Source organism: Rhizobium sp. JAB6, from assembly GCF_003024605.1.
In the GTDB taxonomy this organism is placed as follows: domain Bacteria; phylum Pseudomonadota; class Alphaproteobacteria; order Rhizobiales; family Rhizobiaceae; genus Rhizobium.
Genome location: NZ_PYJQ01000009.1, coordinates 508,921 through 531,574, shown reverse-complemented (window position 1 = coordinate 531,574; position 22,654 = coordinate 508,921). Strand labels below are relative to the sequence as shown.

Annotated in this window: 17 protein-coding genes; 11 read left to right on the top strand and 6 right to left on the bottom strand. The window is 59.9% G+C overall.

Features of this window, described 5'->3' with window-relative positions; genetic code table 11:
* Positions 1–61: 61 nt before the first annotated feature.
* Complete coding sequence (gene carB / locus C7U61_RS12530) at positions 62–3,547, bottom strand: carbamoyl-phosphate synthase large subunit (protein WP_106998394.1); 3,486 nt, start codon at positions 3,545–3,547, stop codon at positions 62–64.
* Positions 3,548–3,715: 168 nt separating this feature from the next.
* On the bottom strand, positions 3,716–4,540 hold the full coding sequence (locus tag C7U61_RS12525) for a LytTR family DNA-binding domain-containing protein (protein WP_106998393.1): 825 nt from the start codon (positions 4,538–4,540) through the stop codon (positions 3,716–3,718).
* Positions 4,541–4,626: 86 nt separating this feature from the next.
* Between C7U61_RS12525 and C7U61_RS12520 the strand changes: the two genes are divergently transcribed.
* Positions 4,627–5,118 carry a DUF2306 domain-containing protein gene (locus tag C7U61_RS12520; RefSeq protein WP_106998392.1) on the top strand — a complete coding sequence of 164 codons (492 nt, stop codon included), beginning with the start codon at positions 4,627–4,629 and terminating at the stop codon, positions 5,116–5,118.
* 93 nt (positions 5,119–5,211) lie between these two features.
* Complete coding sequence (locus C7U61_RS12515; protein WP_106998391.1) at positions 5,212–6,126, top strand: neutral zinc metallopeptidase; 915 nt, start codon at positions 5,212–5,214, stop codon at positions 6,124–6,126.
* A 52-nt stretch (positions 6,127–6,178) separates the two neighbouring features.
* Here the strand turns inward: C7U61_RS12515 and C7U61_RS12510 are convergent, their stop codons facing one another.
* The gene (locus C7U61_RS12510; protein WP_106998390.1) at positions 6,179–7,171 is read right to left on the bottom strand and encodes an aldo/keto reductase; all 993 of its coding nucleotides are present in this window, start codon (positions 7,169–7,171) and stop codon (positions 6,179–6,181) included.
* 123 nt (positions 7,172–7,294) lie between these two features.
* On the opposite strand from C7U61_RS12510, the gene C7U61_RS12505 reads away from it, so the two are divergent.
* The 4 genes from C7U61_RS12505 to C7U61_RS12490 all read left to right on the top strand — a co-directional run bounded on the left by C7U61_RS12505 (position 7,295) and on the right by C7U61_RS12490 (position 11,833).
* The gene (locus C7U61_RS12505) at positions 7,295–8,206 is read left to right on the top strand and encodes a LysR family transcriptional regulator (RefSeq protein WP_106998389.1); all 912 of its coding nucleotides are present in this window, start codon (positions 7,295–7,297) and stop codon (positions 8,204–8,206) included.
* A gap of 159 nt (positions 8,207–8,365) precedes the next feature.
* A complete protein-coding gene (locus tag C7U61_RS12500; RefSeq protein WP_106998388.1) occupies positions 8,366–9,622 on the top strand; it encodes a TCR/Tet family MFS transporter in 1,257 nt (418 codons plus the stop codon).
* Between the two features lie 148 nt (positions 9,623–9,770).
* Entirely contained in the window at positions 9,771–11,168 is a 1,398-nt protein-coding gene (locus tag C7U61_RS12495; protein ID WP_106998387.1) for an MATE family efflux transporter, read from the top strand.
* Between the two features lie 92 nt (positions 11,169–11,260).
* A complete protein-coding gene (locus tag C7U61_RS12490; RefSeq protein WP_106998386.1) occupies positions 11,261–11,833 on the top strand; it encodes an EVE domain-containing protein in 573 nt (190 codons plus the stop codon).
* A 104-nt stretch (positions 11,834–11,937) separates the two neighbouring features.
* On the opposite strand, the gene carA is transcribed toward C7U61_RS12490, so the two are convergent.
* Positions 11,938–13,146, bottom strand: coding sequence for a glutamine-hydrolyzing carbamoyl-phosphate synthase small subunit (carA, locus tag C7U61_RS12485; RefSeq protein WP_106999077.1), 1,209 nt, complete (start codon positions 13,144–13,146; stop codon positions 11,938–11,940).
* Between the two features lie 297 nt (positions 13,147–13,443).
* On the opposite strand from carA, the gene C7U61_RS12480 reads away from it, so the two are divergent.
* Positions 13,444–13,896 carry a GatB/YqeY domain-containing protein gene (locus C7U61_RS12480; protein WP_106998385.1) on the top strand — a complete coding sequence of 151 codons (453 nt, stop codon included), beginning with the start codon at positions 13,444–13,446 and terminating at the stop codon, positions 13,894–13,896.
* A 333-nt stretch (positions 13,897–14,229) separates the two neighbouring features.
* Here C7U61_RS12480 and C7U61_RS12475 read toward each other — a convergent pair whose 3' ends face one another.
* The gene (locus C7U61_RS12475) at positions 14,230–14,463 is read right to left on the bottom strand and encodes a hypothetical protein (RefSeq protein ID WP_106998384.1); all 234 of its coding nucleotides are present in this window, start codon (positions 14,461–14,463) and stop codon (positions 14,230–14,232) included.
* 567 nt (positions 14,464–15,030) lie between these two features.
* On the opposite strand from C7U61_RS12475, the gene dnaG reads away from it, so the two are divergent.
* Positions 15,031–17,016 carry a DNA primase gene (gene dnaG / locus C7U61_RS12470; RefSeq protein WP_106998383.1) on the top strand — a complete coding sequence of 662 codons (1,986 nt, stop codon included), beginning with the start codon at positions 15,031–15,033 and terminating at the stop codon, positions 17,014–17,016.
* Positions 17,017–17,023: 7 nt separating this feature from the next.
* Positions 17,024–18,904: a DNA helicase RecQ gene (recQ, locus tag C7U61_RS12465; RefSeq protein WP_106998382.1), complete on the top strand. Its 1,881-nt coding sequence runs from the start codon at positions 17,024–17,026 to the stop codon at positions 18,902–18,904.
* Between the two features lie 26 nt (positions 18,905–18,930).
* Here recQ and C7U61_RS12460 read toward each other — a convergent pair whose 3' ends face one another.
* The gene (locus C7U61_RS12460; RefSeq protein WP_106998381.1) at positions 18,931–19,701 is read right to left on the bottom strand and encodes an SDR family oxidoreductase; all 771 of its coding nucleotides are present in this window, start codon (positions 19,699–19,701) and stop codon (positions 18,931–18,933) included.
* 262 nt (positions 19,702–19,963) lie between these two features.
* Here C7U61_RS12460 and C7U61_RS12455 point away from each other — a divergent pair, with 262 nt between their 5' ends.
* A complete protein-coding gene (locus C7U61_RS12455; protein WP_106998380.1) occupies positions 19,964–21,151 on the top strand; it encodes a glycine C-acetyltransferase in 1,188 nt (395 codons plus the stop codon).
* Between the two features lie 21 nt (positions 21,152–21,172).
* Positions 21,173–22,210 carry an L-threonine 3-dehydrogenase gene (tdh, locus tag C7U61_RS12450; protein ID WP_106998379.1) on the top strand — a complete coding sequence of 346 codons (1,038 nt, stop codon included), beginning with the start codon at positions 21,173–21,175 and terminating at the stop codon, positions 22,208–22,210.
* The last annotated feature ends 444 nt before the right edge of the window (positions 22,211–22,654 follow it).

The following is a 22,654-nucleotide window of genomic DNA, read 5'->3' as shown; positions in this document are numbered from 1 at the left end:
GGGTCGCAACGAACGTGAGCCGGCTATCCTGCTCACGCTATTAACGGTCGAATTAGCTGCTTCAGAAATAGCTCTGCAGCGGCTGGACTTCGAGGTTTCCGGCCTTTAGCGCCTTGATCGCCATGGCGGCTGCTTCGGCACCGGCCATAGTGGTGTAGTAGGGCACCTTCTGCATCAGCGTCGCGCGGCGCAGCGACTTCGAATCCGAGATCGCCTTGTTGCTGTCAGTCGTATTGATGACGAGCTGCACCTGGCGATTGCGGATCGCGTCCTCGATATGGGGACGGCCCTCCAGAACCTTGTTGATCTTGGTCGCTTCGATGCCGTTTTCAGCCAGATAGCGCTGGGTTCCGCCGGTTGCGAGCACCTTGAAACCCTGTTCGGCCAGCATGCGGATGGCCGGCAGCACGCGCGGCTTGTCTTCGTCGCGAACCGAGACGAAGACCGTTCCGTCACGCGGCAGTTCCACGCCGGCGCCGAGCTGCGACTTGGCGAAGGCCAGCGCAAAATCCGTGTCGAGACCGATGACTTCGCCGGTGGAGCGCATTTCCGGTCCGAGCAGGGTGTCGACGCCGGGGAAACGGGCGAAGGGGAAGACGGCTTCCTTGACGGCGATATGCTTCAGCTTGCGCGGATCGGGCTTTTCGCCATAGGCGGCGAAGGTCGCATCCAGCTTCTCGCCGGCCATAACGCGAGCAGCGATCTTGGCGATCGGCGCACCGATGGTCTTGGCGACGAAGGGCACCGTACGCGAGGCGCGCGGATTGACTTCGAGCACGTAGACCGTGTCGTCCTTGATGGCGAACTGAACGTTCATCAGGCCGCCGACGTTCAGAGCCTTGGCCATGGCTTTTGCCTGTCGTTCCAGCTCATCGATCATGGCGGGCGGCAGCGTGCGCGGCGGCAGCGAGCAGGCGGAGTCGCCCGAATGGATGCCGGCCTCTTCGATATGTTCCATGATGCCGGCGACGTAGACGTCGGTGCCGTCGGACAGGCAATCGACATCGACCTCGATAGCGTTCGTCAGATAGCTGTCGAAGAGGAGCGGGTTCTTGCCGAGCAGCGTGTTGATCTGGCCCGTCTTGTCGTTCGGATAGCGCTGCTTGATATCTTCGGGCACCAGTTCCGGAACTGTATCGAGGAGGTATCCCTGCAGCTGGCCTTCCGAATGGATGATCTGCATGGCGCGGCCGCCAAGAACGTAGGACGGCCGCACGACCAGCGGGAAGCCGATTTCGGAGGCGACGAGGCGTGCCTGCTCGACGGAGTAGGCAATGCCGTTGTTCGGCTGGTTGAGATCAAGCTTCATCAAGAGCTTCTGGAAGCGGTCGCGGTCTTCGGCAAGGTCGATCGCGTCCGGAGCGGTGCCGAGGATCGGGATGCCATTCTTCTCGAGCGCTTCGGCGAGCTTCAGCGGGGTTTGGCCACCGAACTGGACGATGACGCCCACCACTTCACCCTTTTCCTGTTCCGCGCGCAGGATTTCGATGACGTCCTCAGCCGTCAGCGGCTCGAAATAGAGACGATCTGACGTGTCGTAGTCGGTCGAAACCGTCTCCGGATTGCAGTTGATCATGATGGCTTCATAGCCGGCATCCTTCAGGGCGAAGGCGGCATGGCAGCAGCAATAGTCGAACTCGATACCCTGGCCGATGCGGTTGGGGCCGCCGCCGAGGATGACGACCTTCTTGCGGTCGGAAACCAGGGCTTCGGAACGGGCGGCGCCGACGAAGGGCGTCTCATAGGTCGAGTACATATAGGCCGTCGGCGAGGCGAATTCGGCGGCGCAGGTATCGATGCGCTTGAAGACCGGGCGAACGTTCAGCGAATTGCGCAGCTCCGCCACTTCCTTCGGGCGCTTGCCGGTCAACGTTGCCAGACGCGCATCGGAGAAGCCCATGGCCTTCAGCATGCGCAGATTAGCGGCATCCTGCGGCAGGCCGTGCTCGCGGATGCGGCCTTCCATGTCGACGATCTTCTTCAACTGCTCGAGGAACCAGGGGTCGATCTTGCAGCCTTCATGCACCTCTTCGATGCTCATGCCCTGGCGCAGCGCCTGCGCCACCATACGCAGGCGGTCGGGGGTCGGCGTGCCGATGGCGGCGCGAATGGCATTCTGGCTGCCTTCGCCTTCCTCGATGCCGGGGATTTCGATTTCGTCTAGGCCCGTCAGTCCAGTTTCGAGGCCGCGCAGCGCCTTCTGCAGCGATTCCGCGAAGGTACGGCCGATCGCCATGACTTCGCCGACCGACTTCATGGCCGTCGTCAGAACCGGGGAGGCGCCGGGAAACTTTTCAAAGGCGAAGCGCGGGATCTTGGTAACGACGTAGTCGATCGAGGGCTCAAAGGAGGCAGGCGTTGCGCCGCCGGTGATATCGTTTTCGAGTTCGTCCAGGGTGTAGCCGACGGCAAGCTTGGCGGCGACCTTGGCGATCGGGAAGCCGGTTGCCTTGGAGGCAAGCGCAGAGGAGCGCGATACGCGAGGATTCATCTCGATGACGACGAGGCGGCCGTCCTTCGGATTGACGGCAAACTGTACGTTCGAACCCCCGGTTTCGACGCCGATCTCGCGCAGAACCGCGATCGAGGCGTTCCGCATGATCTGATATTCTTTGTCCGTCAGCGTCAGCGCGGGAGCGACGGTGATGGAGTCGCCCGTGTGGACACCCATCGGATCGATGTTCTCGATCGAGCAGATGATGATGCAGTTGTCCGCCTTGTCGCGGACGACTTCCATCTCGAATTCCTTCCAGCCGAGCACCGATTCCTCGATCAGCACTTCCGTGGTCGGCGAAGCATCGAGTCCGCCGCCGACGATTTCGAAGAATTCCGAGCGGTTGTAGGCAATGCCGCCGCCGGTGCCGCCGAGGGTGAAGGATGGTCGGATGATGGCGGGCAGGCCGACATGGTCGAGCGCCTGCGCGGCAATTGCCATCGCATGGCTCATGTAACGCTGCTTGCGGTCGCTTTCGCCGAGGTTCCACTGATTTTCCAGTTCGTCCAGCGCCTTGTCGAGCTCGGGGCCCGAGAGCGAGGCCTTCAGCTTGCTGCGCTCGGCCTCATGGGTCTTGCGGTCGGCATCCTTGATATCGGTGGCGTTCGCCAGCATGGAGCGCGGGGTTTCGAGGCCGATGCGGGCCATGGCCTCGCGGAAGAGGGCGCGGTCTTCGGCCATGTCGATCGCGGCCGGCTTGGCGCCGATCATCTCGACATTGTAGCGGTCGAGCACACCCATGCGCTTCAGCGACAGCGCTGTGTTGAGGGCAGTCTGGCCGCCCATGGTCGGCAGCAGCGCGTCCGGGCGCTCCTTGGCGATGATCTTGGCGACGACCTCGGGCGTGATCGGTTCGACATAGGTTGCATCCGCCAGACCCGGATCGGTCATGATCGTTGCCGGATTGGAGTTGACGAGGATAACGCGGTAGCCTTCCTCCCGAAGTGCCTTACAGGCCTGGGTGCCGGAATAGTCGAATTCGCAAGCCTGCCCGATAACAATCGGTCCTGCACCGATAATGAGGATCGATTTGATATCTTGGCGCTTCGGCATGGGCTCTCATCCGTTTTTGTTGCGCAAAAAGCCGGCCAGGGTGGGAGGTCACCGGTCGGGGCGCATGGGCAATATTTTCAGGCTAGAAGCGGCTTATAGGCAAATGTATTTGTAAACGGAACCCCATAAATGGCGGAATCGACATGAATTCTGCAGGCTTTGTCACCATCAGCCGAAACGACGCCGAACGGCATCCGTATAGGAGCGACTGACGGGCATCTCCGTTCCATCGCGTGCGACGACGAAAAGCTTGCCGTTGCCGCGTTTCAGGCCGGCGACTTGATCCACCGCCACCCAGTGCGATCGATGGAGGCGTATACCTTCTATATTGCCGATTTCCATCAGGGCATCGCTGAAGCGCAGCAGGATGAGTTCGCGACCGCGTGTTGTCACGACCTCCGTATAATGGTCGCGAACGGTAAGCCTTACCAGCGTTCCGCGGTTTTCCGGTTTCAGGCGCAAGAGAATCGGTGGCTGCGGTGTCGGGGGCCGAATCTCCGGTACGGAGGCGGATATCGTCTTCGTTTCCGCAAGATTTGTTCTCGCGGTTACCGTCGCGATTTGTCGATGCATGGTCAAATAGGTGAGGATGCAGAAGAGAGCGCAAAGTGGTATGGAGCCCAGCGATTGACGTAGGCTGTCGCTCACCGTGGGCAACGTGCCGAAGAATGTGAAGTCGACGAACGTGATGCCGAAACCGATCGGCAATGCGGCGGCGACGGAACCGATCATCATCCTGGCGAACATGCTTGCTATTTGCCTGCGGAGCAGGATTTCGGCGACGACGGAAAATACGATTGCGAGGAACCACGCCATGGCATGAAGGGCGAGCCAGTAGCCCAGTCTTGCTCCCGGCATCAGCCGGTCGAGGGTGCCGTACGGTCCGGTCAGGGCAAAGATCAGGACAATCGTGATGAAGGTCGCCCAGAAGCGCGGTGAACGCTGGATGACCTGCAACTCACGAAGCGTGGACTGCAGAAAGGTGTGATCCACGAAGATGTCTCGTTCTTTCGCGCAATTTCGGTTGAGAGAGCAGCACTATCGCGGAAAGGCTCGATAAACTCAACCGGATAGAGATCATGACTTTCGAACCGCTTCTTGATGCTCCAATCGCGATCCGGATCCATGTCGCGGCGGTCGTTCCGGCCGCCTTGCTCGGAGCGTATCTTCTTGTCAGGCCCAAGGGAACGCCAAGACATCGCCTGCTCGGCAAGATTTGGCTGATCCTGATGGTCGTGACCGCGCTATCGAGTTTTTTCATCCATCAGATCAATATGTTCCATGGCTTCAGCCCCATTCACCTACTCTCCGTATTCGTCCTCTTCGGTTGCTGGGGAGCGATCGTCAATGCGCGCAGACACAATATCGAGGCGCATAAGCGCATCGTCAGAGGTCTTTACTTCGGCGGCATTGTCGGTGCCGGGGTTTTTACCTTTCTTCCCGGGCGGATCATGAACAAGATGGCTTTCGATGGCGACGAAATAGTGCCGTTTGTGGTAGCGGCAGGTCTAGCGATTGCGCTTTTATGGCTAGTGTCCAAAGAAATATGGCGGCGGCGGCGTTTCAGCTAATGTTCTGTCGATAACCAACTGGCTTTATTACACTTCCTGGATATATAAATGCCTCAAGGGACTTTGATTTTAGGCATCGCCAGGAGGTGCACCATGGATTGGAAGGGGCGTCGGCAATCCGACAATATCGAGGACGAACGCGGCTCGTCACCCATGAGCGGTGGCGGCGGCTTCCGATTCCCGGGCGGAGGGATTGGCGGCGGCGGTTTGAGCTTCCGCACCATTATCGTGCTCGTCGTGATCTTCCTGATCCTGAGAGCCATGGGCGTCGACGTTATCGGGCTGCTGCAGCAAAGCGGCATGCTGGAGGGCGGCGGTTCCGGATATCAGCAGAGCACCTCCAACGGCAGTGGAGGCGGGCAGCCGGCCAATGACGAGATGAAGCAGTTCGTCGCGACCATTCTTGCCGATACGGAAGACACCTGGAGCGGCATCTTCAAATCGATGGGCCAGACCTATACCGATCCGAAGCTCGTGCTGTTTTCCGGCAGGTTCCCTTCGGCCTGCGGGCAGGCTTCGGCGGCAACCGGCCCCTTCTATTGCCCGAGCGATCAGAAGGTCTATCTCGACATGGCTTTCTTCCAGCAGATGAAGGATCAATTCGGCGCATCCGGCGATTTTGCGCAAGCCTATGTGATCGCCCATGAGGTCGGCCACCATGTGCAGGACCTGCTTGGCATTCTGCCGAAATTCAATCAGGCCCGCCGCAGCATGAGCGAAGTGGACGCCAACAAGATGTCGGTGCGCATCGAACTGCAGGCGGATTGTTTCGCCGGCATATGGGGCAAGTTCACCCAGCAGAAGGGCATCCTGCAGGCCGGCGACCTCGAAGAGGCGCTGAATGCCGCACAGCAGATCGGCGACGATACGCTGCAGAAGCGCACGCAGGGCTATGTCGTTCCCGACAGCTTCAACCACGGCACTTCGGCGCAACGCGTGAAGTGGTTCAAGAAGGGCTTCGATTCCGGCAAGCTCTCGGATTGCGATACGCTGAACAACCCGGTCTGATCTTACTTGCCTGCTCGCGGTGATGACGGCGAGCAGGCAAGCCTTTGGCGCGTTATTTCTCGCTGTCGAGATGCGTCAGCTGCGCTTCCGGATAGCGGCCGCCGGCCGCGGCGTCTTTCGGGATCGCGCGTTCGATCGCAGCCATATCGGCTTGCGACAATTCAATCGGGAGTGCTCCCAAGGCTTCGGCCAGGCGATCGCGACGGCGGGCACCGATGACAGGAACGATGTCCTTGCCGTTCGCTGCGACCCAGGCGATTGCGATCTGCGCGACGCTGACGCCCTTCGTCTCGGCGATCTCTCGTAAAGCTTCCACCAGCTCCAGGTTCTTTTCGACGTTTCCGGCCTGAAAGCGTGGGCTTATCGTGCGGAAATCGCCCTTTTGGACATTATCCTTCTGCCAATGGCCGCTGATGAGGCCGCGCGAAAGTACGCCATAGGCGGTTATGCCGATGCCAAGCTCGCGGCAAGTCGGCAGGATCTTGCCCTCGATCCCCCGCGAGATCAGCGAATATTCGATCTGCAGGTCGACGATCGGATGAAGCGCCGCGGCGCGGCGGATCGTATCCGGGCCGACTTCAGACAGGCCGATATGCCCGATATAGCCCGCCTTGATCAGATCGGCCATGGCGCCGATCTGATCTTCGATCGGCACGCTTGGGTCGAGACGGGCAGGGCGGTAGATGTCGATATGATCGACGCCGAGTCGCTGGAGCGAATAGGCGACGAAATTCCGGATCGCCGCCGGGCGGGCGTCATAGCCGAGCCATGCGCCGGAGGGATCCCGGAGAGCACCGAATTTGACACTCAGCAGGAAATCGTCCCGTTTCCGCCCCTTGATGGCTTCGCCGACCAGCATCTCATTGTGGCCCATGCCGTAGAAATCACCGGTATCGAGCAGGTTGATCCCGGCATCGAGCGCGGCATGAATGGTGGCGATGCTCTCGGCGCGGTCGGATGGCCCGTACATGCCCGACATCCCCATGCAGCCGAGGCCAAGCGCCGATACCTGCGGTCCGGTTCTTCCCAGTTGATGCTTTTCCATCGTTACTCTCCCTGGTCAGAGGCGCGCTCTCGTCTTCAGAAGCCTCTATCACCTAGGTTTACTCCATCGCCCTCTGTGCGATAATCCCGGTAAATCAAAACGGGTTGTTTGGGATTTCGCACAATGGATGACTTACCGCTGGCTGACCTGGTTGCCTTTACGGCGGTTGCCCGCCAGCGCAGCTTTCGTGAAGCGGCACGCAAGCGCGGCGTTTCCGCCTCGTCATTGAGTGAAGCGGTCCGGCGGCTGGAGGAGCGGCTGGCGGTCCGTCTGCTCAATCGCACGACCCGAAGCGTGACGCCTACGGAGGCGGGAGAGCGGCTGATGGAGCGCCTGACGCCGGCCATGAGCGAGATCTCTGTGGCGCTCGACGATATCAATAGCTTTCGCGACAATATCGGCGGGACTTTGCGGCTGAACGTGCCAACCGTCGCCGCCATGGTGGTCATGCCCGATATCATCAGCCGCTTCCTCAAGGAATATCCGGCAATTTCAGTCGAGATCGTCGCCGAAGACAGTTTCATCGATGTCGTGGCGGCCGGCTACGACGCAGGTATTCGCTATGACGAGAGGCTGGAAAAGGACATGATCGCAGTACCGATCGGGCCGCGGCAACAATATTATGTCACTGCCGCCGCTCCGAGCTATCTAGCTGCACACGGTATCCCCAACCATCCACGCGACATACTTGAGCATCGCTGTATCCGCCATCGATTCCTGAGCGGCTCGGTCGTTCCCTGGGAGTTCGAGAGGAATGGTGAAACGATCTTCATCGCGCCGCCGATGGTCGTCACAACCAATTCGATCGATATCGAGCGCAGCGCGGCAGCAGCCGGCTTGGGCATCATCAGAACATTCAAGGAATTCCTTGCGCCGCAAATTGCCAGCGGTGAACTGGTGCCGATCCTGGAGGAATGGGACACGGCCTTTTCCGGCCCGTTTCTTTACTACGCCAGCAGACGGCATATGCCGACGCCGCTCAGGGCCTTCGTCGACTTCCTCAATCGTGAGCCACGTCGGGGTCGCGACACATAGTCGCTTTTGTGCGAAGGATCAAAAAAAGCGTCCGATAAATCAATAGGATTGAAGCGTTCACGCATTGTTTCCGCCAAAATCTTTATGTATGGGGAAACTTCCGTTTTTCGTTCACGTTCTGTCTCTTTCATCGAGGCGGAGCCTCCACAAGGCATCTCCATGATCGATCAGAAATTCGCCCGTCGAGGCCTGTTCCTCGTCTTCCTCATTCTCTTCCTCGACGTCATCGGCATCGCCATCATCATGCCGGTGATGCCGAAATATCTGGAGGAGTTGACGGGTGCCTCGGTCAGCACGGCGGCAACCGAGGGCGGCTGGCTGCTGCTGGCCTATGCTGCCATGCAGTTCCTGTTTTCGCCGTTGATCGGCAATCTGAGCGATCGTTTCGGCCGCCGTCCGTTATTGCTGGCCTCCGTGCTGACCTTCGCGATCGACAATTTCATCTGTGCGATTGCCGGCTCCTATTGGATGCTGTTCGTCGGTCGCATCCTCGCGGGGATCAGCGGCGCAAGCTTCTCCACTTGCTCGGCCTATATCGCCGATATCAGCAACGACGAGAACCGTGCGAAGAATTTCGGCCTGATCGGCATGGCTTTCGGCGTCGGCTTCGTGCTGGGTCCGGTCATCGGCGGCTTCCTCGGGGAGTTCGGCCCGCGCGTACCTTTCTATGGTGCGGCAGCTCTGGCGTTCCTGAATTTCGTCGGTGCCTATTTCCTGTTGCCGGAAACGCTTGACGCGAAACACCGCCGGCCCTTCGAGATCACCCGTGCCAATCCGTTCGGTGCGTTGAGGCAGATGCGCCGCTATCAAGGTATCGGCTGGGTCTGTGTCGTGATGTTCCTGAACTGGCTGGCGCACGGCGTCTATCCGGCAGTCTGGGCTTTCGTCACCTCCTATCGCTATGACTGGAGCGAAGGACAGATCGGTTTCTCCCTCGGCGTTTATGGTATCGGCGCTGCCATTGTCATGGGCCTCGTTCTGCCGCGGCTCGTGCCATTGCTTGGCGAATGGAAGACCGCGTTGCTTGGGCTATTATTTTCGTGCCTCGGCCTGATGGGCTATGCCTTCGCATGGCAAGGATGGATGGTCTACGTGGTAGTGATCCTGACGGTCATCGAAAACGTCGCGGATGCGCCGCTTCGCTCCATCGCGGCCAGCAAGGTTCCGCCCTCCGCGCAGGGCGAGTTGCAGGGAGCGCTCGGCAGCCTGACGAGTATCACCGCCATTGTCGGCCCGGTGCTGTTTCCTTATCTGTTCCAGTATTACACCGCGCCGACCGCACCCGTCGTCTTTGCCGGTGCGCCCTTCATCATGAGCGCAATTCTGGTGGCCGCCGGGCTTGTCGTACTTGTGACGAAGGTCCGCAAGACTGAGCCGAAGGCGGTATCCCAATCGCAGGCAGGCGAAGCGGCCTAAAAAATCATCAGATATTTTGATGCTCTGATGAATTCTTTAGCATCGTGGGCTTGTCTGCTGGCTTTTTGAGCTAAGTTGCGCTAATGCGGCAAGCTCGCGCGCCCTTGGGTAGGGCGGTTCGCGCGATTCTAAAGATCGAGTCTTCATTATGGATATCCCGGCACCTGCGCGCTCGTTCGCGCATGACAACAATAATTCGTGGTCTGCACACGTCCGCGCAACGCTGGCGCTGGGCGTTCCGCTGATCGGTGCGCAATTGGCGCAGCTCGGCATCAACACCACGGATGTGATGATCGTCGGAAGGCTCGGTGCCGAGCAGCTGGCGGCGATGGTACTTTCCGCGCAGTTTCTTTTTACAATCCTGGTTTTCGGTTCGGGTTTTTCCATCGCGGTCATGCCGCTGGTGGCGCAAGCCTATGGCAGAGGCGACGTTACCTCGGTCCGCCGTGCGCTACGCATGGGCCTATGGGTCGTAACGGCGTATTGGCTGTTGGCACAGCCGGCCTTCTTCTATTCCGAAGAGATTCTGCTCGCGGCAGGACAAAAGCCCGAGGTCGCGAAATTGGCGAGCGGCTATATCGACATCGGTCACTTCGCCGTGTTGCCGGGTCTGCTCTACAATGTCATCCGGGCGCTGGTGAGCGCCATCGGCCGCGCCGGCATCATCCTCAAGGTGACCATCGCCATGTTGGTCATGAATGCCGTGCTCGCCTATATTCTGGTGCTTGGTCATTTCGGTCTGCCAGCGATGGGCCTGCATGGCGCCGCCATTGTCTCGGTCGCCGTACAGACGGCCGGCTTCCTTTTCATTCTCGGCTATGTACAGGCTCACCAGGAAACGAGGCGCTATGAGATCTTCGCCCGATTCTGGCGGGCCGACTGGCATGCTTTGTGGGATGTCATCCAGCTCGGCTTTCCGATCGGCGTGACGGTTCTGGCGGAGGTCAGCCTGTTCACCGCTGCTTCGCTGCTGATGGGGCAGATCGGCACGATCGAACTTGCCGCCCATGGCATCGCTCTGCAGTGGGCGTCCATCGCCTTCATGATCCCGCTCGGCCTCAGCCAGGCTGCGACCGTGCGCGTCGGCGTCGCCCACGGGCAGGGCGATCATCTCGGCCTCAGGCGTGCTGCCATCGTGGTCGTCATTGTTTCGAGCTGCATTGCGCTTTGTGGCAGCATCCTGTTTGCAACCCTGCCGTCCTGGCTGGCAAGCTGGTTCCTTGACGTCCATTCGGCCGATGCGCCTGAGGTCCTTGCCTTTGCCGCACCGCTGATCGTGGTGGCCGGCTTGTTCCAGCTCGTCGATGGCCTGCAGTCGATTGCAAGCGGTCTGCTGCGCGGGCTGAAGGATGCGCGCGTGCCGATGATCATGGCGTTGATCGCCTATTGGCCGATTGGCTTCTTCCTCGCCTGGTTGCTGGCGTTTCCGCTCGGTTTCGGCGGCATCGGCATCTGGTTCGGCTTCCTGCTCGGCCTTGGCTCAGCGGCGGCGATGCTTTGCGCGCGGTTCTATATTCTCGTGCGGACGGAAAAGGCTGCCGCTTGATGGTGGCAGCCATTGATGCGTCGAAAGATTGCTGACAAAAATTGACAGCATGCTCGTCTATATTGGTGACATACCGAAGACGGGAGACGACCATGATATTCAAGGCAAGCAATCGTAACGATGCCGCGCTTTTCCCGCGGGAAGATCAGATCAATCGCGGGGTGGCTTTACGACTCGTGCCACACGCCAACACCTCATCCCGGCGGCCGGAGCCGGAGCAGAAATCGTATTGGCTGGCGGTGGCCAGTGCCGAGCACGTGCGCCTTGGGCGCAAGCAAGGCTTCATGCAGGTCAACCACGGCAAGCGAGCCCCTTTGATGCGGATCAAGCCGGGCGACGGTATCGTCTATTACTCCCCATCCGTCAAAATGGGCGAGAGGGACGGCTTTCAGAGCTTCACCGCTATCGGTTTTGTCCGTGAAGGCGCGCCTTATCTCGCCGAAATGGGCTGCGGAAAAGCCTATCGCAAGGATGTGGACTGGCTGGACGCGCCTGAACAGCCGCTTCGTCCGCTCCTCGGCTGGCTCGATTTCACGCAGGAGAAGAATTGGGGTTACAAGCTCAGATTCGGCCTCATCGAATTCGGGCAGTCTGATTTCGAGTTCCTCGAAGAAATCCTGATGAGCGAGCTTGAAGTGGTGAAGCAACGCCGCCTGCAGGCCTAAACTTCAATATCAGCCAATGCAACCAGACCTCCCAAGTCGATGCGAAAAAGCCTCGGATTGTCCGCCAATCCGAGGCTTTTCTCATGCGATTGGTTGGCCTGTGGTCAGGCGCGTTCGGCCAGAGCGGGCTCGCCCTTCTTTTCCCGCACCAGATTGATGAAGCGGCGGAAGAGGTAATGGCTGTCCTGCGGACCGGGAGAAGCTTCCGGGTGATGCTGCACGGAGAAGACCGGCTTGCCGGCAACGCGCAGGCCGCAATTGCTGCCGTCGAAGAGCGAAATATGAGTCTCCTCAACACCTTCCGGCAGCGACTTAGAGTCGACTGCGAAGCCGTGGTTCATCGAGACGATCTCGACCTTGCCCGTCGTATGGTCCTTGACGGGGTGATTGGCGCCATGATGGCCCTGATGCATCTTGGCCGTCTTGGCGCCCAGGGCGAGGCCGAGCATCTGGTGGCCGAGGCAGATGCCGAAGAGCGGGATTTCCGATTTCAGCAGGTCCTTGATGACGGGCACGGCATATTCGCCCGTCGCAGCCGGGTCGCCGGGGCCGTTCGACAGAAAGATGCCATCCGGCTTGAGGCCGAGTACGTCATCCGTCGAAGCCGTCGCCGGCAGGACCGTCACCTTGCAGTCGAGACCGGCGAACAGGCGCAGGATATTGCGCTTGACGCCGTAGTCGAGGCAGACGACATGGTACTTGGCGTCGTCGGCTCCGAGTTCGCCATAGCCTTCGTTCCACACCCAGGGCGTCTGCGACCATTGAGAGGACTGGCCGGAGGAGGCGACCTTGGCGAGATCGAGGCCTTCGAGGCCGCTCCATGCCTTGGCATCCGCCTTCAGCTGCTCGATGTCGAAGGCGCCGTTCGGATCGTGAGCGATCACACCGTTCGGCATGCCGTTTTCGCGGATCCAGGCGGTCAGCGCGCGCGTGTCGATGCCGCAGAGACCGATGATCCCGCGGGCTTTCAGCCACTGGTCGAGGTGCTTGGCGGCGCGATAGTTCGATGGGTCGGTGATATCGGCCTTGAAGATGACGCCGACGGCGCCATGGCGGGCGGCCGGCGTCAGATCTTCGATGTCTTCCTCGTTCGTACCGACATTGCCGATATGAGGGAAGGTGAAGGTGACGATCTGGCCGAGATAGGAGGGGTCGGTCAGGATCTCCTCATAACCCGTGAGTGCCGTGTTGAAGCAGACTTCGGCCTGGACCTTGCCGGTTGCGCCGATGCCCTTGCCTTCGATCACGGTGCCATCGGCAAGAACGAGGAGGGCGGTCGGCTTTTCAGTGGTCCATGGGGCTGTCGCGGTCATAATCATCCCGTTTCCGGCGTCGGGCGCGGCCTTGAAGAGACCGGCGGTTCCGCCATGTTTGTAGCAAGGTACAGCCGGCGACCGAGGTCGCGGCTTGAGATCTTCCTATCGATCTTATGTGCAGGTGATGGACATAGCTAAACAAGGCGAGCCGGTCAATGCGCGCTTTTGCTTTCCCGTCAAGGAATTCGGGCTCTCGGGCGCAATTGCGTTGATCGACACTGTTGGTTTAAGAGACAGCAACGTGACATAAGTGGCGGGGCGATCGTCGCCGGCCTGCTTCAAGGAGTGAAAGACATGATCCGCGAAATCCTTTCCAACGCCCAGAAAGATGCCATGAAGGCCAAGGATCCGGCGAAGCTTTCGACCATCCGTCTCATCCTTGCGGCCGTCAAGGACAAGGACATCGCCAATCGCGGGCTCGGCAAGGAACAGGCGAGCGAAGACGAGATTCTGCAGCTGCTCGCCAAGATGATCAAGCAGCGCGAGGAATCCGTGAAGATCTATATGGATGGGGGCCGCCCCGAACTGGCCGACAAGGAGCGCGAGGAAATCGCCGTCATTCAAGGGTTCATGCCGGAGCAGCTTTCCGAAGAGAAGGTGCGCGAGATCTGTGTCGCGGTCGTCGCGGAACTCGGCGCGCAGGGCCTGAAGGATATGGGCAAGTGCGTGGCCGCCCTGCGCGAGCGCTATGCCGGTCAGATGGATTTTGCCAAGGCTTCGGCTATCTTGAAGGAACTGCTGAAGTAAAACGCTGTTTCGCCCCCGGCATGCGGATCGGCCGCGCGCCGAGGGCGTTCTGCCGGGCGGCGTCTATGATGGCGAGTTCCCCGCTTGATAGTTGCGGTACTCCTCGATGAAGGCAGCCGAAGACGCAAGTTGTCGCTAAATAGAGACGGCCCAAAATTAAAATTGGAGCCGAAATTAGAGAAGGCAGGAGCTGGGGGAGCTCCTGCCTTCTTGCGCTTTGCTGACATTTGATGACGCAGGGTGGGGCCCAAAAATCAAATGTCGTTTGCAAAGGCACTCAGGTGGGGCGGCGCCGGGGGTAGGGATGGTGCCCCACCTGAGTATCTGGTGAACTTATCGGAGAATCCTGATGTGCTGCGGCAAGGCCAAGGCCTGCGACGGCAATCCGGACATTTGAATCTTCACGCCTGCCGCAAGGGCTGGAGCGCTCATATCCGCCGGCAACTGATATCCCGCACCGGCATAGAGCACGTTCTTGTCGCTGGCGCTGCCGGTCATCGTGGCCGAGCTATAGCTAGCTGTGGCGAAGATGGCTGCTGCTGCCAAGGGTACGATAAGAACGCGCATTTTCCTCTCCTAAACTGAAAGCCCGTACCTAGTGGCCTTCGGTTCGTCAGGGCGTCTCGGCATGTCGCGTCGCGAAGAAGTTCTTCGCCGGCTTGTCTCGCCCTGTAAGAAGGACGCTATTGCGCCGCACACCAACAATCAAATTACAAAAAAATAATGTTTGGCTAACGAACCATGCCGCAAATGTGCTTTCAGAAAGTGTCGCCTGCATGCGGCAGCTTCGCACCTTCTGATTGGCAGAAGCGCTGACTCTATTCGCGTATGCTGTATGGAGCCTCTACAAGCCTTTGCTTTCGCCCGAATATTTGCGCACGAAATAGTTACTCCGTTGGTGTGGCAGAGCCTTCCACGGCCGTTCCGGAAGGATTTCGTGGCGTTTAGGGATCTGCCAAACGCAGTTTTGCATTCCATGGACGTGCGGATAAATGAGCGGCCATCTTCACGGAGTTGTGATCGGAAGGCCGAGATGCAGCCGCCGGCAAAGGGCTGTGAATAGCGTGGGCGGCGGCCGCGTCGTCGTGGCAATGCCCGGCATTCCTGTTTATATGGAGCGAGCCAGAGGTAGCCATGCGATTTTCCCATACGTTTCTCGACGAGATTCGCGACCGCGTCTTGATTTCGGACGTGATCGGTCGTCGTGTGACCTGGGATCGGCGCAAGACAAATGTGCCGCGCGGCGATTACTGGGCTTGCTGTCCCTTCCACGGCGAAAAATCGCCGAGCTTCCATTGCGAGGATCGCAAGGGGCGTTATCACTGCTTCGGGTGCGGCGTGACGGGCGATCATTTCCGCTTTTTGACCGAGCTGGAGGGCTTGAGCTTTCCAGAGGCCGTGCAGCAGATCGCCGACATGGCCGGCGTTCCGATGCCGGTTGCCGATCCGATGGAGGCGAAGCGCGAGAAGGAGCGCACGTCGCTGCTCGATGTCATGGAGATGGCGACTCAGTTCTTTCAGGATCAGCTGCAGACGGCCAATGGGGCGCGGGCCAGGGCTTATCTGCGAGATCGCGGCCTCAGCGGGCGTACCATCGAGACCTTCCGTTTGGGGTATTCGCCCGATAGCCGCAATGCCCTGAAAGAACATCTCGCCAGCAAGGGTGTGCTGAAGGAGCAGATGGAGGCTTGCGGCCTCGTGGTGCATGAGAATGTCCCCGTCTCCTACGACCGCTTCCGCGACCGCATCATGTTTCCGATCCTCTCGTCGCGTGAGAAGGTGATTGCCTTCGGCGGCCGCGCCATGTCGCCGGACGCGTCGGCGAAGTACCTGAATTCCAACGAGACCGAGCTTTTCCACAAGGGCACTGTGCTCTATAATTTCTCGCGTGCGCGCCGTGCTGCTCAGGGCGCCGATGGTGCCGGGACCATTGTCGCGGTCGAAGGCTATATGGATGTCATCGCGCTGCATCAGGCCGGTGTCGAAAATGCGGTTGCACCGCTCGGCACGGCGCTGACGGAGAGCCAGCTCGATCTCCTCTGGAAGATGACACCGGAACCGATCCTCTGCTTCGATGGCGATGGTGCCGGCATCCGCGCCGCCAATCGGGCTGCCGATCTCGCATTGCCGCACATCAAGCCGAACCGCACCGTACGCTTTGCCTTGCTGCCGGATGGCAAGGATCCCGACGACCTCGTGCGGCAGGATGGGCGCGCACCGTTCGACAAAGTGCTGGCGCAGGCAAAGCCGTTGGCCGATCTGATCTGGACGAGGGAGGCCGGCAGCGGCACCTTCGAGACGCCGGAGGCGCGGGCGGAGCTGGAAGCACGGTTGCGGCGCATCGTGTCCGTCATCGGCGATGAAGATGTGCGCCGCCATTATCAGCAGAATATGCGCGAGCGGTTGAATGGGCTGTTCCAGCCACAGTTCCAGCGGGGCGGTCAGCAGGGGCGCGGGTTTTCCCGTGACGGGAATGGCCGCAACTTTGCAGGTCGTGGCGGACAGGCCCGTGCTGCGGCCGTGATGGCGACGACCGCATCGGATCGCTTGCAGCGTTCGGCCATGATCAAGGGACATCAGGATATTCCGAGCCTTCGAGAAAGCGTGCTCGCCTTGACCATCGTCAATCATCCGGCGCTGCTCCAGGACGAATACGATGAGATCGCCGCGATCGATTATGACAGCCGCGAGCTGCAGCGGCTCTGGTCCGCGGTCCTCGGGGCGGCCGCAACCCTGGTCGGGCCTCAGCTCGTCCGTGAGCGGTTGATCGAGCAACTCGAGGAACAGGACTTCGGTGCTTTGCTAAAGAGTCTTGAGCAGCAGATCCGCAATGCCCGTCTTTGGACGGCAACCGAGGAGGCTGCCATGGAGGATGCGCGTGAGGGCTATCGTCAGGCGCTTGCGCTCCATAAGCGTTCGAAAGCATTGCGCTGGCACAAGATCGAGCTGGAAGGCGCTATTGCAGAGGCAACGGAAGAAGGCGACGGTGAAGCGATCGAGCCATTGATTCGCGCCTTGCAGGAGGTGCAGCTCGAGGCGCTGCGGCTGGAAAATCAGGAAGCGATCATCGACGGTTTCGGCGTGCTTTCCGGCCGCGTCAAAGGTGCCGCTGGAAAATAGGGAATAGATGCCTCAGCCCGAAAGACAAGAGCCGCGATTTTCCGCGGATGACGCATTGTTTGGTGAGCGCACCGGTGCGCCGGTGCCGCTCGATGTTTTGAAACGCGTCTATGGCTACCCCGCCTTTCGCGGCAAGCAGCAGCAGGTGATCGACCATGTCGTTTCCGGCGGTGATGCGGTCGTGCTGTTTCCGACCGGCGCCGGCAAGTCGCTGTGCTTTCAGATCCCCGCGCTGTGCCGCGATGGTATCGGCGTCGTCGTCTCGCCGCTGATCGCGCTGATGCGGGATCAGGTGGAGGCGATGAAGCAGCTCGGCATCCGGGCCGCCGCCTTGAATTCGTCCCTATCGCGCGAGGAGGCGAGCGATGTCTATCGCGCCATTTCCGCAGGCAAGCTCGATCTGCTCTATGTGACCCCGGAACGCATCGTGACGGAAGGTTTCTGCCAGATGCTCGGGCGGGCCAACATCGCGCTTTTTGCGATCGACGAGGCGCATTGCGTCTCGCAATGGGGCCATGATTTCAGGCCGGAATATCGCGATCTAGGCAGGCTTGCCGAGCTCTTTCCCGGTGTCCCGCGCATCGCCCTGACGGCAACGGCCGATCCCCATACCCGAGACGACATCATCGAACGGCTGGCGCTCGACGATGCCAAGGTCTTCACCACCAGCTTCGATCGCCCGAACATTACCTATGAGATAGTCGAGCGCGATCAGCCGCGACAGCAATTGTTGCGTTTTCTCGACGGGCATCGTGGCGATAGCGGCATCGTCTATTGTCTCTCGCGTGCCAAGGTCGAGGATACGGCGGAGTGGCTGAACGGGCAGGGCATCCGGGCGCTTCCCTATCATGCCGGCATGGATCGCGCGCTTCGTGATGCCAATCAGGATGCCTTCCTGAAAGAGGAAGACCTGTGCCTCGTGGCGACGGTTGCCTTCGGCATGGGCATCGATAAACCGAACGTGCGCTATGTCGCCCATCTCGATCTGCCGGGATCGGTGGAAGCCTATTACCAGGAGACGGGCCGCGCCGGGCGCGACGGGCTGCCCTCCAATGTCTGGATGGCCTACGGCATGGCCGATGTCATCCAGCGCGGGCGGATGATCGACGAGGGCGGCGCATCGGAGGAGATCAAGCGGGTCGAACGGGCGAAGCTCAATGCGTTGCTCGCCATCTGCGAAACGGCGGGATGCCGGCGGCAGGCGATTCTTGCACATTTCGGCGAGGCGCATGGCGGCGGTTGCGGCAATTGCGATACCTGCCTGAAGCCTGTGGAAACGTGGGACGGGACGGAAGCGGCGATCAAGGCGCTTGCTGCTGTCTATCGCACCGGCGAGCGTTTCGGCACCGGCCATGTCATCGATGTGCTGATGGGGACGGTCAACGAGAAGACCGAGCGCTTCGGTCATGTCGACATGCCGGTTTTCGGCGCGGGCAAGGATATTTCCTCTCGCACCTGGCAATCCATCTTCCGGCAATTGCTGGCGAATGGCTTCGTCAGCATCGATCACACGGCCTTCGGCGCCATGAAGCTCCAGGAGCAGGCAAGGGCAGTTTTCAAACGCGAGCGACAGGTGTTTTTCCGCAAGGATCGGCCCGAACCGGGCCGTCGCAGCAAGAAGGCAGGGCGACCGGAGAAGCAGGCTCACGGTCTTGCCGGTGAAGCGCAGGCGCTGTTCGACGCATTGCGCGCCGAGCGCACCCGGATCGCCAAGGAATTGGGTGTGCCGCCTTATGTCGTCTTCCCAGATACGACGCTGATCGCCTTTGCGACCGAGCGGCCTGGCAGCCGCAAGGCCCTGCTCGAGATTTCCGGCGTCGGACAGTCAAAACTCGAGCGCTATGGCGATGCCTTCCTCGCTGCAATCTCGCAATTCTCCAGCCGGTGACATGCCAAAACTCGGCTGTCGACATGCTACATGCGCACGGTCATGCCGCCATCGACGGTCAAGACGTGGCCGTTGACGAAGGAGCCAGCGTCGCTGGCAAGGAATAGTGCGGCTCCCGCGATTTCATCCGGACGCCCCCAGCGCTGAACCGGAATGCGCTGGCGCACGAAGGGCATCAGATCTTCGTTCGCGGCCATTGCGGCATTCGTTTCCGTGGCGAACCAGCCTGGCGCAATGGCGTTGCTGGTGATGCCATAGGGGCCAAACTCCACCGCCATGCCGCGCATAAGGCCCGTCAGCCCCTGCTTGGCTGCCGGATAAACGCAGTCGCCGGGCATGACGACCTGGCCGCTAATCGAGGTCACCGAGATCAGCCGTCCATGATTGTGCCGCTTCATCAGGCGGGCGGCATCGCGGGAAAGCATGATCGAGGCGGCGAGGTCGGTATTGAGCAAAGCGAGGATCGCCTCGTCGTCGAAATCGGCCAGAGCGCGCCTGTCGCGGGCGCCGACATTGTTGATCAATATGTCGAGCCGGCCGTGATTTTTCTCGATGTCGTTCATTGCCGCGCGCTGCGCGTCGCAGTCGGCAATATTGAAAGCGCCGGCTTCTGCCGAGCCACCGCTCGCTCGGATGGTCTCGACGGCGGCATCCAGCGTCGCGACGGTCCGTCCATTGATGATGACGTGAGCGCCGGCATCGACGAGAGCCCTTGCCATTTCGAATCCGAGGCCGCGCCCGCCACCAGTCACGAGGGCAACCCGTCCTGCGAGGGAGAACCTGTGGAATATGCTCATTGCTTTCCCTCGTTTTCAGATCAGCATCAACTTGGTGTAAAATATTGGACTGAGTCAAGTAATTTATGTGATGACGACAGGTAAAATCCGGCCGAAAAGTTGCGTCTATCGCGCTCGGTTTGACAGATAATATCGAAACTGCGCCCTATCGCGCCGGCGTCACGGTCTTGCGCATTTTTGCCGCTGCTGGATGCAGCAAGAGCCCGGATCCTATGTTATTTCTTGATAAATCAGGCACCGTGACCAGCATCGGAATGCGACCATGACCTCTGCGTTCATATCCCATTTGCGCAACGAACTTCTCGGCCTCAAGGAAGCCGGTCTTTACAAGGCCGAGCGCGTCATCACCTCCAAGCAGGCCGGCGAGATCGCCGTGCTGGGCGGCGCGCGCGTTCTCAACTTCTGCGCCAACAATTACCTGGGCCTCGCCGACAACGAAGAGCTTGCCGATGCCGCGAAGAAAGCGCTCGATCGCTATGGCTACGGCATGGCTTCGGTGCGGTTCATCTGCGGCACGCAAGAGGAGCACAAGCAGCTAGAGGCGCGGATTTCGGCTTTCCTCGGCATGGAAGCGACGATCCTTTATTCCTCCTGCTTCGATGCCAATGGCGGATTGTTTGAGACGCTGCTGTCGGAAGAGGACGCCATCATCTCGGATGCCCTTAATCACGCCTCCATCATCGATGGCGTGCGGCTCTCCAAGGCGAAGCGTTTCCGATATGCAAACAACGATATGGCGGCTTTGGAAGAAGAGCTGAAGAAGGCCGAGGGCAGCCGCTTCAAGCTGATCGCAACCGATGGCGTCTTCTCGATGGACGGAATCATTGCCAATCTCGGCGGCGTCTGCGATCTGGCGGAGAAATATGGCGCTATGGTCATGGTCGATGACAGCCACGCAGTCGGCTTCGTCGGCGAGTACGGCCGGGGATCGGCCGAATATTGCGGCGTAGAAGGTCGGGTGGATATCATCACCGGTACGCTCGGCAAGGCGCTCGGCGGGGCCTCTGGCGGCTATACGTCGGCGAGAGGCGAGATCGTCGAATGGCTGCGGCAGCGCTCGCGTCCCTATCTCTTCTCCAACACGTTGGCGCCCGTCATCACGGCGGCCTCGTTGAAGGTCTTCGACCTGATCGAGAACGGCGGCGAACTGCGTGCGCGGCTTCAGGGCAATGCCGAACTCTTCCGCCGGGAGATGGCCAAGCTCGGCTTCACCCTCGCCGGCGCCGATCACCCGATCATCCCCGTCATGCTGGGCGACGCGAAGCTCGCGCAGGACATGGCGGCCCTCATGCTGCAAAAGGGCGTCTACGTCATCGGCTTTTCCTTCCCCGTGGTGCCAAAGGGGCAGGCGCGCATCCGCACGCAGATGTCGGCCGCCCACACGAAGGCCGATGTCGAAAGGGCGATCGCAGCCTTTGCCGAAGCCGGAAAAGAACTCGGAATCATTTGAATTGGTTGGAGAGAACCGATCATGTCGAACATGATGAAAGCGTTGGTCAAATCTAAGCCGGAGGTCGGGCTGTGGATGGAGCATGTGCCGGTTCCCGAGGTCGGGCCGAACGATGTCCTCATTCGGGTCAAAAAGTCGGCGATCTGCGGCACGGATGTCCATATTTGGAACTGGGATCAATGGGCGCAGAAGACCATTCCCGTACCGATGGTCGTCGGCCATGAATTCTGCGGCGAGATCGCCGAGATCGGCTCAGCCGTGACGAAATATCATGTCGGCGAGCGCGTCTCAGGCGAAGGTCATATCGTCTGCGGCAAATGCCGCAATTGCCGGGCGGGCAGGGGCCATCTCTGCCGCAACACGCTCGGCGTCGGCGTCAACCGTCCCGGCTCTTTCGGCGAGTTCGTCTGCATTCCCGAATCCAATGTCGTGCCGATCCCCGACGATATCCCGGATGAGATCGCTGCGATCTTCGATCCCTTCGGCAACGCAGTTCACACCGCGCTCTCCTTCGATCTGGTTGGCGAAGATGTGCTCGTGACCGGCGCGGGGCCGATCGGCATCATGGGAGCCATGGTCGCCAAGCGCTCCGGCGCGCGCAAGGTCGTCATCACCGATATCAATCCCACCCGGCTGGCGCTTGCCCGCAAGGTCGGCATCGATCATGTCGTCGACGCTTCCAAGGAGAACCTTGCCGATGTGATGAAATCCATCGGCATGACAGAGGGTTTCGACGTCGGGCTGGAAATGTCGGGCGCGGCTCCTGCCTTTCGCGACATGATCGACAAGATGAACAATGGCGGCAAGATCGCCATTCTCGGCATCGCGCCGGCCGGCTTCGAGATCGACTGGAACAAGGTCATTTTCAAGATGCTGAACCTGAAGGGTATCTATGGCCGCGAGATGTTCGAAACCTGGTACAAGATGATCGCCTTCGCGCAAGGCGGTCTCGATGTATCGCCCCTCATCACCCATCGTATCGGCATCGATGATTTCCGCGATGGGTTCGAAGCAATGCGCTCGGGCAATTCCGGCAAGGTCGTAATGGACTGGAATTGATGCCATTCGGTCACACTTCCGGCTTCGGCAATACCTACCGATGCTGGAAATGTGAGGCTTTGCTCAGGATGCTCTTGTCATCGCGCGGGGACTTCCTAAATACGGGAAACGATAAATCGCTGCGTGCGAAGCCTGTGGATAAGGCTTTTTCGCGCATTTAACGGGCTTTTTTGCTGGAAAAGCTTGACGAGAACTAAAATTCTGGGAATCATCGTTTAACTTCGGAAAGAACGGTAAACTGGATCAAGCGGATCACCTTATACCATGGCCGGAAATCCAAACGCAATCCAGCTTTGCAATCCGGTAGCGGTGATCGTGGTTAATCGGGCATTAAAGGTCATTCCGTTAGGTGTTCGTCGGTGAGTCGCAGCTGGTGCAGGGCGCGCCAGCCAGTGTGATTGTTTCACCGCGTGTAAGTTTGCAGCGTCAGGGAAAGCGACGATA

Coding starts and splice junctions, on each gene's coding strand:
- carB (WP_106998394.1), bottom strand. CDS start 3,547: ATGCCGAAGCGCCAAGATATCAAATCGATCCTCATTATCGGTGCAGGA.
- C7U61_RS12520 (WP_106998392.1), top strand. CDS start 4,627: ATGACTTTCGAACCGCTTCTTGATGCTCCAATCGCGATCCGGATCCAT.
- C7U61_RS12515 (WP_106998391.1), top strand. CDS start 5,212: ATGGATTGGAAGGGGCGTCGGCAATCCGACAATATCGAGGACGAACGC.
- C7U61_RS12510 (WP_106998390.1), bottom strand. CDS start 7,171: ATGGAAAAGCATCAACTGGGAAGAACCGGACCGCAGGTATCGGCGCTT.
- C7U61_RS12505 (WP_106998389.1), top strand. CDS start 7,295: ATGGATGACTTACCGCTGGCTGACCTGGTTGCCTTTACGGCGGTTGCC.
- C7U61_RS12500 (WP_106998388.1), top strand. CDS start 8,366: ATGATCGATCAGAAATTCGCCCGTCGAGGCCTGTTCCTCGTCTTCCTC.
- C7U61_RS12495 (WP_106998387.1), top strand. CDS start 9,771: ATGGATATCCCGGCACCTGCGCGCTCGTTCGCGCATGACAACAATAAT.
- C7U61_RS12490 (WP_106998386.1), top strand. CDS start 11,261: ATGATATTCAAGGCAAGCAATCGTAACGATGCCGCGCTTTTCCCGCGG.
- carA (WP_106999077.1), bottom strand. CDS start 13,146: ATGACCGCGACAGCCCCATGGACCACTGAAAAGCCGACCGCCCTCCTC.
- C7U61_RS12480 (WP_106998385.1), top strand. CDS start 13,444: ATGATCCGCGAAATCCTTTCCAACGCCCAGAAAGATGCCATGAAGGCC.
- C7U61_RS12475 (WP_106998384.1), bottom strand. CDS start 14,463: ATGCGCGTTCTTATCGTACCCTTGGCAGCAGCAGCCATCTTCGCCACA.
- dnaG (WP_106998383.1), top strand. CDS start 15,031: ATGCGATTTTCCCATACGTTTCTCGACGAGATTCGCGACCGCGTCTTG.
- recQ (WP_106998382.1), top strand. CDS start 17,024: ATGCCTCAGCCCGAAAGACAAGAGCCGCGATTTTCCGCGGATGACGCA.
- C7U61_RS12460 (WP_106998381.1), bottom strand. CDS start 19,701: ATGAGCATATTCCACAGGTTCTCCCTCGCAGGACGGGTTGCCCTCGTG.
- C7U61_RS12455 (WP_106998380.1), top strand. CDS start 19,964: ATGACCTCTGCGTTCATATCCCATTTGCGCAACGAACTTCTCGGCCTC.
- tdh (WP_106998379.1), top strand. CDS start 21,173: ATGTCGAACATGATGAAAGCGTTGGTCAAATCTAAGCCGGAGGTCGGG.